A 6,756-nucleotide genomic window follows, 5' to 3' on the forward strand; every position below is an offset into this window, starting at 1 on the left:
ATGCCATTGCACAGGCTCGCATCGGTCACGATGGGCGTACCGAATGTCGATGAAACACTCGCCTACTACACGGAATTCGGGCTGACGCCGACCTCGGACGGCTGGTTGTCGACCACCGAGGGTGGCGAACAGCTGCGGATCGTCGCCGCGCCGACGCGTCGACTGCTCGAACTGTCGGTCGGCGCTGACGATCTCGACGACATCGACCGCATCCACCACGAACTCGTCTCGAAAGGCTTTCTCGCGCAACGGCACGGCGACGAGGTGACCGCCCACGAACCGGTCGCCGATCTCCGCGCCACCGTGCGAGTCCTGCCGAGACTGAATCAACAGCGTGTCGAACCGACTCCGTACAACGGCCCCGGCCGCATCGAACGGTACGGCCGCGCACCCGGCGTGATGCGCGACTACGCGATCAAGCCGCACAAGCTCGGACACGCGGTGCTCGGTTCCACCGACTACGTGGCGACCTGCCGATTCTTCGTCGACGGACTCGGCTTCAAGATCAGCGACCACATCAAGGGGCACGGGTCGTTCCTGCGCTGCTCACAAGACCACCACAACATCCTCGTCATGAACTCACCGGTGACCTACCTGCACCACACCTCATGGCAGGTCGACGATATCGACGACGTCGGGCGCGGCGCCGCTGCGATGCTCGAGGGCAACCCCGAACGCCACGTATGGGGGCTCGGCCGACACCACGCGGGCTCGAACTTCTTCTGGTATCTGAAGGATCCGGCAGGCAACTTCTCCGAGTACTACTCCGACATGGATTGCATCCCCGACGATGCGCTGTGGACGCCGGAAGACCTCGAAGGCGCACGCGGACTGTTCAATTGGGGACCGCCACCTCCCCCGAGTTTCCTCGCTCCCGAGGACCTGGCCGCGATGATGACCGGCGCACACTCGACCAACTGACGCCCGACACTCCCGCTCGAATAACTCCCCAAACCCCTTATCCACCCCCTCCGGCACGACGCCGGCACTTCGACCATGGAGGTCGACTCCGATGGAAACCGTCACCACAGATGTCCTCATCGTCGGCGCAGGGCCGGCTGGCCTGACCGCAGCAGCACTGCTCGCCAAGTACGGCGTCAGGGCTCTGACCGTCAGCCGCTACTCCGGCACCGCGAACTCACCACGCGCCCACATCACCAATCAGGGTGCGATGGAGGTCTTCCGCGACCTCGGCATCGACGACCGCGTGCGCGCCGCTGCCGTGCCGAACGAGTACATGGGCAACAACGTCTGGGCGACAAGCTTTGCGGGGACCGAGATCGCCCGGCTGAAGTCATGGGGTTCGGGGACGCTGCGGCACGCCGACTACGAGGTATCGAGCCCGACGGAGATGTGCAACATTCCGCAACACATCCTCGAACCGATACTGCTGCAGGCGGCGCGCGAGTTCGGCGCGGAGATCAGGTTCAGCACGGAGGCCGTCTCGCTGACCGACACCGGCGATCACGTCGAGGCCATCGTGCGCGAACGCACGACAGGCGCCGAGTATCGGGTACGCGCCAAGTATGTGATCGGCGCCGACGGCGGCCGTTCGACGGTCGCGCAGCAGATGGAGTTCCCGCTGCGCGGAGAGATGGGCCTCGGTGCCGCCATGAACATCTGGCTCGAAGCAGACCTCACCCAGTACACCGCCCATCGCCCTGGAACGCTCTACTGGATGGCGCAGCCCGGCAACGACTACTGGGTCGGCAGCGGCACGTGGATCTGCGTGAAGCCGTGGACGGAATGGGTGCTGCTGTGCATGTACAACCCCGAGGACGGCGAACCCGACACGTCCGAGGAGGCGGTCATCGAGCGGGCCCGCACCACCATCGGCGACGACTCGATCGACATCCGGATCAAGGCCGTCAGCAAATGGCAGATCAACCACGTCATCGCCGACACGTTCAGCAAGGGTCGGGTGTTCCTCGCAGGCGACGCCGCTCACCGGCACCCGCCTGCGAACGGTCTCGGCACCAACACCTCGGTGCAGGACTCCTTCAACCTCGCGTGGAAGCTCCCGATGGTGCTGCGTGGCGACGCCGAACCTGCACTCCTCGACACCTACACCCAGGAGCGCCAACCTGTCGGAGAACAGGTCGTTGATCGCGCGATGGAGAGCGTGCGCAACATGCTGCCGATCTCGCAGGCCCTCGGCTTCGAGCCCGGACAGTCCGCGGAGGACGGTTGGAAGATGCTCGACGAGTTGTTCTCCGGAACCGAGCGCGGCGCGCAGCGACGCCGCGAACTCGACAGTGCCGTCGCGCTGCAGAACTATCAGTTCAACGCGCACGGAGTGGAACTGGGACAACGCTATTCGTCGACGTGCATCGTCGACGACGGCACCGATTACCCCGAGAACGTCCGCGACGCAGAGCTCTACTACCAGGCGACGACACATCCGGGAGCGCGCCTACCCCACGCGTGGGTCGAGCAGGGTCGACGCCGCGTCTCGACCGTCGACATCACGGGACACGGTGCGCTCACACTGATCATCGGGGAGAACGGCGATGACTGGCGTGCCGCGGCGGCACAGGTGGCACAGGAATTCGGGATCGAACTCGACGTCCGCGCCGTCGGCGTCGGTTGTGAGTACCACGACGTCCTGCGGGAATGGACACAGCAGCGCGAGGTCGGCGCCGATGGTGCGCTCCTCGTCCGACCCGACCATCACGTCGCGTGGCGCAGCTTGGCGATGGTCGGCGATCCGATCTCCACTCTCCGCGCAGCGCTGAGCACGGTCCTTGCCAGGAAGGCACCTACCAACGCCGCGCCAAGGGCCCCGCAGACGGAGACGATCGCCTCTCGGGACGACGTCGCGAAAGTCGTCACGGTCGGGAGCCGAGCACCGCTCGGTGCCGGTTCGAACTGAACCGGTTCGTCACCACGCTCGATCGACGAGAACATCACGCGCCGATGACACTTTGCCCTCAGCGGTTGCGGCGTATGGGACAGAAGTGTTCAGTGTTACTACTGTGACTAAAGTTGTTCGCAAGATCTCGTCGAGCACGACCTCTCGGTCGGCATTCAAGCGCCTTGGCATGATCGCGCTGGGCGTCGTGGTGGCCGCAGGAATGAGTGCGCCGGCCTTCGCGTCTGCCGCTCCCGTAGATGACATCGCCGGTGCATTGGGCGGGCTCGCCAACTCCCTGTTGTCCGACTCCGGGCTTCCCAACTCATCGTCGGAGCTGGGGCTCGGCGACATCATCCCGAAGGTGCCCTCACCGGGCAACGCGACGTCACGTTGCACCTCGGTCGTCCAGGTTGGCGACTCGACGTCGGTGAACGCAGACAAGGCATCGGCATTGCCGAGTCCGAGTGACACCGCGTCGGCGCAGTACCGGCGAGTCGGGGCGACGTCGGTGAAGGTCGACGCGCTGAGCGGACGAGCAGTCGTCGGAGGTCCTGGGACCGACGCCGAGAAGGCAGTCGCCGGACTGCTCAGCTCTGGCTCGAAAGGCTGCTGGGTGATCGCGATGGGCATCAACGACGCCGGGGCGATCTCATCCGGCAGCACGGTGAGCGCCGACGCGCGGATCGACCGCATCATGTCCGCGTTGAAGGGTCAACCCGTGTTGTGGCCGACGGTCACGACGTCGAATCCGAAGAACCAGGCATTCGGCCCCGCGGCGATGGCAACATTCAACACAGCACTACGCGCCGCACTCGCGCGCTACCCGAATCTTGCCGTCTACGACTGGGCAGGCAGTGCACCAGCGAACGAGTTCGCCTCCGACGGAATTCACTACACGGCCGCCGGTACCGCCGATCGCAATCGCCGATTCGCCGACGCTCTGGCCCGCGCCTACCCGCAGGGTGTCGCAGGCTATCTCCCCGCCAGCCGATGGATCACCGGCTGACCCAGGTTCGATCACGCCTCGGACGGGACGGGAGATACCGTCAGATCGGGCAGGAGATACTGAGATCGCGCTTTCCTGTGACTGCCTGCCGCAACCCCTGGGTGACGGCATCGGCATACAGGAAGGTGCCTGGCCCGAACGGATGCACTCCGTCGGCGCCGAGAAGCTGCTGGTGACTTGCGGCAGCCTGGCACCACGGCGCCAGGTAGACGTTCGGGTGCCGCGGCGCGTACTGCAGAACCTGGCGAGCCGCCTGCGGGATACCGTCGACGGGGCCGTACGGCACCAGCAATACGATCTGGTGGCCTGGTCCGATCTGGCCGAGGATGCGGTCGAGTTGTCCGTCGAACGCCTGGCCGTTGGTACCGAACCCGAGGACGACGAATTTGCGTAGCTGACGGGCGGCGGCGAGGTTCTCGATGATCGGTTCGCCACCGGTGTAGTGGCGCGAGACCTCCGCGTCGATGTACATGCCCGGGAACCGGTTGGTCAGCGCCATCGACGACGCCAGCATCACCGAGTCACCGATTCCGGTGATCTCACCGCCGAGCGGAAGCGTCGGAACGGGTGCCGCGGGCGGAGGAGGAGGTGCGTGCCGCAGCGCGGCGGCGTTGGCCTTCTGCATCTGCGCAAGCTGGTCGAGTTGCTCCTCGAGCTGTGACTTTGCCGGGCTGGTGCCCAGTGCGGAACCAGCGAACAGAGCAACAGCGAGGGCAGCGGCGAGTGCAAGGGCAGGCGCAGCAGTGCGTTGGCGCGAACCAAGCAAGTTCAGGACGCCACGCAGACCCAAGCGATGGAACGGGGTTTCGATCCACCGGAACGACGCCTCGGAGAGCGCCAGCGTCAGGACGGCAGCGATGAGTCCGATCACCCATACGGGCAGAGTCCCCGAGTGAGCTCGGTCAGCATGGAAGAGCTGCCGCAGCACCACCACGACAGGCCAGTGCCACAGGTAGATGCTGAACGACCGTGTACCGAGGTACCGCAACGGCTGACGACACATCAGTCGGTGAACGCGACCTCTCCCCCGGATCGCATCGAGCACGATCCCCGCGGCCAGAATGCACGCCAGCAGCAGTCCGCCCTGATACGTGAACGACGACGTATCCGGTAGCACCAGGAAAAGCACCACCAGAGCGAGGAAACCGACAGGGGCGAGAGTAGCGCCGAGCAGGTCGACGACACGCTCAGGCACCAACCGCGGCCACGAATCGGGTGCTGCGGGCGACGGCGCCGTCACGAGAAGCGCCAGGATCACCCCGACCAACAACCCGAATGCGTGTGTGTCTGTACCGAAGTACACCCGGCTCGGGTCGGCATGGGGATCATGGAGCAGCCACATCGCCACGACCGATCCCACCGCCAGCACAGTGGCTACCCCGGCTGCGACCCAGAGGCGTCGACGCATCGGCAACGCGCGCGCAGCCGCCATGATCGCCACGAACAGCAATGGCCACACGACGTAGAACTGTTCCTCGATTGCCAGCGACCAGTAATGCATGAAGATCTGCGGCGTCGTGTCCGCGAAGTAGCTATGTGACTGAGAAATCTGCACCCAGTTATTGACGAAAAACGCAGATCCGACGAACTGCGGCACTAGTTGTACCGCGATGTCGCCACCCAACACACCAGCGACAGCAACGGAGACCACCAACACAGCAAGTGCTGCGGGAAGAATGCGGCGCGCGCGACGCGTCCAGAATCGCGACAACGAAATACGTTCCGAGGCACCGTACTCACGCACCAGCAGAGACGTGATGAGAAAACCCGACAGCACGAAGAAGATGTCGACGCCGAGGTAACCGCCCGGCACGGCCGCACCGAAGAAGTGGTAGAGCACGACGACAAGCACCGCGATACCGCGTAATCCGTCGAGCGCGGGAACGCGTCGGATTCGTCCGGCACCCAACGGTGGTGCGGCTTGCTCCCGCCCCTCGGGCGCACTCGTCGCATTCGCTGCGTTCGCTGGAGCGAGCTCGACGGAATGCGAGTCCACCGACACCTCGGCCGTGCCCGCTCGCGCGGCATCGCCGTCCGGAACATCAGCTTCCGGCGCATCGCCTTCCGGCGCACCGCCTTCCGAAAGATCGACCAATTCCGTACCAGCGGTCGGATTCTGCGTGACAAGCCGGCGCCGATATCTGAGGTCGGCCAGCCGCCGGTATCTGAGGGCCGGCGTCACGGCGGAATTCACCCTCTCGACAGCCTCTTCCTGCCCTATATCCGAGCTGCCGACGTCGGACGCCGTCTCGACATCAGGGTCCGGCACAGCAGCGGCATCTGACTCGATATCAGCCTCGTCCAACCCTGTGTCGTGGGCAGAAGGGGCAGAGGCATCGTCGACACACGGATCGTCAACGACGTTGGCCGATATAGACCACGGTCCGACCGAGCTCCGCGCCACATCACTGTCGGCGGGGACGCCGGCAGAGCGACTCAGCGACGGCATACGGACATCACGCAAGATCCGCAAGCGAGTGATCATCCGCGGACTCCCTCATCGAGAGCGGAGCCGACCGCGCCACCCGACCCCACGGACGACGGCAGAACAAGGAGCCGCTGAAAAGAAAGCAACGAGCATGAGCGAGACAGCAAATGTGAAGGCATAGGGCACGTTTCGGAACGTCGGTTCAAGTCAGTCGGAATATCTCAGGAAGGCAGTGCGCGAGATCACGCGACGAGCCGAGTCTAGATGCGGTCTCAGTTCGCGGACCAATCGACACGCCACAATCATTTCATCGGATGACAATGCGAGATAACCGGCAGCAAAAGAACATGAACAGCGCACAAATAATTCACCAGAGCCGAATACCTCTCGCAGAACGGGGCCGGCCAGAACGAAGTTGGACTGGGACCCAACGAGCACCCCCATGAATGCAGTAATGCCCCGCACCTT

5 protein-coding genes are annotated in these 6,756 nt (G+C 64.6%); 3 read left to right on the top strand and 2 right to left on the bottom strand.

The features are described from left to right. The 3 genes from GOSPT_RS00110 (at position 1) to GOSPT_RS00120 (ending at position 3,860) form a co-directional block, all read left to right on the top strand. A complete protein-coding gene (locus GOSPT_RS00110) occupies positions 1–921 on the top strand; it encodes a VOC family protein (RefSeq protein WP_005201741.1) in 921 nt (306 codons plus the stop codon). Positions 922–1,012: 91 nt separating this feature from the next. Continuing rightward, on the top strand, positions 1,013–2,872 hold the full coding sequence (locus GOSPT_RS00115; protein WP_005201742.1) for an FAD-dependent monooxygenase: 1,860 nt from the start codon (positions 1,013–1,015) through the stop codon (positions 2,870–2,872). Positions 2,873–2,975: 103 nt separating this feature from the next. Next, entirely contained in the window at positions 2,976–3,860 is an 885-nt protein-coding gene (locus GOSPT_RS00120) for an SGNH/GDSL hydrolase family protein (RefSeq protein ID WP_039854086.1), read from the top strand. Positions 3,861–3,900: 40 nt separating this feature from the next. Here GOSPT_RS00120 and GOSPT_RS00125 read toward each other — a convergent pair whose 3' ends face one another. Further along, a complete protein-coding gene (locus tag GOSPT_RS00125; RefSeq protein ID WP_245548664.1) occupies positions 3,901–6,042 on the bottom strand; it encodes an acyltransferase family protein in 2,142 nt (713 codons plus the stop codon). A 453-nt stretch (positions 6,043–6,495) separates the two neighbouring features. Beyond that, positions 6,496–6,756, bottom strand: a 261-nt coding sequence (locus GOSPT_RS24075; protein WP_217996113.1) for a hypothetical protein, incomplete at its 5' end; no start/stop codon positions are given.

Source organism: Gordonia sputi NBRC 100414, assembly GCF_000248055.1.
Taxonomy (GTDB): Bacteria; Actinomycetota; Actinomycetes; order Mycobacteriales; family Mycobacteriaceae; genus Gordonia; species Gordonia sputi.